General features: G+C 47.2%; 4 protein-coding genes. All 4 read left to right on the top strand.

Features of this window, described 5'->3' with window-relative positions; translation table 11 throughout:
• Positions 1–93 precede the first annotated feature (93 nt).
• The 4 genes from ACEW9I_RS08590 to ACEW9I_RS08575 all read left to right on the top strand — a co-directional run bounded on the left by ACEW9I_RS08590 (position 94) and on the right by ACEW9I_RS08575 (position 3,024).
• Positions 94–762 (top strand): Uma2 family endonuclease, encoded by a 669-nt coding sequence (locus ACEW9I_RS08590; RefSeq protein WP_373539936.1) that lies wholly within the window; start codon positions 94–96, stop codon positions 760–762.
• A 37-nt stretch (positions 763–799) separates the two neighbouring features.
• Positions 800–1,543 carry a Fic family protein gene (locus ACEW9I_RS08585; protein ID WP_373539935.1) on the top strand — a complete coding sequence of 248 codons (744 nt, stop codon included), beginning with the start codon at positions 800–802 and terminating at the stop codon, positions 1,541–1,543.
• Positions 1,544–1,546: 3 nt separating this feature from the next.
• Entirely contained in the window at positions 1,547–2,533 is a 987-nt protein-coding gene (locus ACEW9I_RS08580; RefSeq protein WP_373539934.1) for a tyrosine-type recombinase/integrase, read from the top strand.
• Positions 2,534–2,727: 194 nt separating this feature from the next.
• Positions 2,728–3,024 carry a hypothetical protein gene (locus ACEW9I_RS08575; RefSeq protein ID WP_373539933.1) on the top strand — a complete coding sequence of 99 codons (297 nt, stop codon included), beginning with the start codon at positions 2,728–2,730 and terminating at the stop codon, positions 3,022–3,024.
• Positions 3,025–3,312 lie beyond the last annotated feature (288 nt).

The raw sequence follows: 3,312 nt of genomic DNA, 5'->3' as shown, positions 1-3,312 counted from the left end.
AAATATTGTCTAACAATAGTCTAACGTATGGAAATGATTCTTTTCAGATGTTCAGATGTGGTATAATCCTACTATCAATCGCACTTGCCCCCTATGTATCAGTACCAGTTACCTCGATACTTACCCACCGCAGACGAACTGCCCTGCTCCGACGATACCCCCGTGGATAACGAACTCCAAGAAATCATCCCCAGTCTGCTTAAATCAATCCTCCAAATCCTCTGGAAAGGTCGTATGGATTGGTTCTTTGGCATCGATATGGGCATCTATTACGATCCAGAGCAGCCTCCCATCGTCCCTGATGGCTTTTTGAGTCTGAATGTCGAGCGACACTATGACGAGGAACTGCGCCTGAGTTATTTACTCTGGGAAGAAGAGATACCGCCACTTTTAGTACTCGAAGTAGTCTCTACCACTCCTGGTGGTGAATACACTACCAAACTCGACAAATACGCTCGGATCGGCGTACTTTATTACGTGATTTACAACCCCAAGCGTCGCCGTAAAGCCAAACTAGAAATCTATAAACTAATCGATGGCAAGTACGATCTGCAAATAGATAGTCCTCTATGGATGCCAGAGATCGGATTGGGCATCGGCAGCGAACGCGCCAGCCATGATGACCTCACGCGAGAATGGCTGTATTGGTATGACGAGAATAACCATCGCTACCCTACTCCAGTAGAACGGGCCGAACTAGCAGACCAAAGAGCCGAACGGTTAGCAGCCCAACTACGCGCTTTGGGCATCGAACCAGATTAGCTAGACAATCGCTTCATGAACCTCTGTTCGATCCCTGATGTTTAACCCCACTCTACTAACCCACATCGATGCCCTCAAAGTGAGATTAGATCGCCTCCGCCCCCTACCGCCGGAATTGGTTGATAATCTGCGGGAAGTCTATGATATCCGCCTCACCTATCACTCCAATGCGATCGAGGGTAATACCCTCACCCAATCTGAAACCCAAATCGTTGTCGAAAAAGGGATAACCATCGGCGGCAAACCCCTTAAATACCATTTAGAAGCAATCAACCACGTCGAGGCGATCGATTTTATTCGCGATCTGGCGATGGATGAACGAGCGATTAGTGAATGGGATATTCGCCAGATTCACGGACTGGTGTGTAAAGGAGAGCGTGGGGCTGATGCATACCGGACTGTAAACGTGATGGCTGCGGGGAGCAATTATCGCTATCCCGATGCGATCTTGGTGCCCGAATCGATGCAGGGATTTGGCGAGTGGCTGCAATCTGCACCTGCTTTACATCCAGTCGAACTAGCCGCAGAGATTCACTATCGGTTAGTGACGATTCATCCGTTCTCGGATGGCAACGGACGTACCGCTAGACTGTTGATGAATCTCAGTTTACTCAGAACTGGGTATCCAATTGCAGTAATTAAAACCGAAGATCGTGCCATGTATATCGATGCCATTGTTGCTTGGCAAGTTGATGGTAATGACACCCAGCTCAAGGAGACGATTGCCAAGTGTGTTGAATCTTCGCTGGTGGAAATCTTGAGTTTGGCGGGTGAGGGGTAAGTTGTGGTAGAAATTGTCATTCAGAAGATCGTCCCTGTCGCCGCTCCCATAGTTACTTCAGATGACTTGTGGGCAGAATTCGGACAGTTGAAAATAGCCGACAGTACTCGCAAACAGTATGTCAAAGCGATCGAGAATTTCTGTCAATTTGCTTATAGTGGCTCTGCTACCCCAGCGACGATCTCAGAATTTCTAGATCTCGATCGATATGCGGCAATTGAGATGGTATTAAGATATCGTCGTCATTCGATAGATCGAAACCTCGCACCCAGCACGATTAATGTCCGGTTGGCGGCGATTAAGAGTTTGGTTGACATGGCGCGGAAACTGGGTAAAACTACGATCGATCTGGGCGATATCGAGAGCATTCCCGCTGAAACCTATCGCGATACTAGGGGGATTTCGGTCGAACAGTTTAAATCGATGTTGGAGAAGATCGATCCGAGTACGTCGATCGGGGTGAGGGATTATACGATCATGCTGTTATTCTGGGGCAACGCGCTGCGGCGGGGGGAAATTGCCAGTGCGAATATTGAGGATTTTTTACCCCAGCAGCAGAAGTTGACGATCTTAGGGAAGGGGAAACGAGCGAAGGTGGGGATCGATCTGACCGATAGTGTGAGTTATGCTTTGGAGGAGTGGCTGAATTTTCATCCTTACAATTCGCCAGGACAGCCGCTGATTACTTCCTTGAGCCATAACTGTTATGGGGCGAGGATTGCTGGGGATAGTATCTACCGGATCGTGCAGGGCTATGCTGAGGCTGCGGGAATCGAGCAGCGGGTATCGCCTCATCGTTTGCGGCATAGTTCGATTACGGCGTTTTTAGATGCTAGTGGGGGTAATCTGCGAGCGGCGCAAGCTTTGAGTCGCCACAGCAATCAGAATACGTTGAATTTGTACGATGATAATCGACGGCAGGAACAGAAGGGTGCTTCTGGGATATTGGAAGATTTGCTGACGGGAAATGGTCGAAAAACGAGTGACTAGAAGCCTCTAAGGATAGCTTGAAACCATTGCCCAATCTTTGTATCGATCGCGAAGCGCGCCGAGGCGGTCGAATAATTAACAGAAAGCTTTGCTAGAGAAAGGATGTTCGAGTCGAATCGACGAGGGTGATTTGGTCGAGGCGACACGGCGCGAATGTACTGTCGGTATAATCTGATTTTAGGGTAAAGCGATTCATGACTAAGGAAGACCCGTCCATTCAGGAGAGCTTGCTGCAACTTTCCATTCAGTTAGGACATCCCCTAGACCAATCATCCGTCGAGCAACTGTACCAAAATGCGCTGGATCTACTCACTCATATTTCTCCAACACCCGTAACGTTGGCTCGTGTTGCAGGCACATTATTGGTCTACCATATTCAAGATCCAGAAGGCGACGAATTGAAATGGTTTAAAACTCAGATCGAGCAATGTTTGGATGAAGAAGAGGTAGAGGAATCGATTGAATCTCTCCATCGCACTGATGCCTTATGATGGGATTTTTAGCTAAATATTTGGATCTGGCTACTAGCAAATACAATTCGATTGGTTATTTGGATGAATTATTTTTCAACTGACTATTTCACCGCTCGATCTAAATTCATCACGGCTGCAAATCTGCATAATGGTCGATTAAAATCCTATCAACCTGAGTTCGATGAGGCTAGCCTCATCATCAAATCAATTACCTGACTGTGTTTGAGCCAATCACTACCAATCCTCAAAAACTAAGTGTTTCATAAATTATTATCAATAAGCTCTGCTTGTTGATAATTAGCGGTC

It is taken from the genome of Chamaesiphon sp., assembly GCF_041738855.1.
GTDB lineage: Bacteria > Cyanobacteriota > Cyanobacteriia > Cyanobacteriales > Chamaesiphonaceae > Chamaesiphon.
This window is presented reverse-complemented; position numbering and strand designations above follow the sequence as displayed.

Bases quoted from the DNA above. Each gene is read 5' to 3' on its own strand.
- ACEW9I_RS08590 (WP_373539936.1), top strand. From the start codon at position 94: ATGTATCAGTACCAGTTACCTCGATACTTACCCACCGCAGACGAACTG.
- ACEW9I_RS08585 (WP_373539935.1), top strand. From the start codon at position 800: ATGTTTAACCCCACTCTACTAACCCACATCGATGCCCTCAAAGTGAGA.
- ACEW9I_RS08575 (WP_373539933.1), top strand. From the start codon at position 2,728: ATGACTAAGGAAGACCCGTCCATTCAGGAGAGCTTGCTGCAACTTTCC.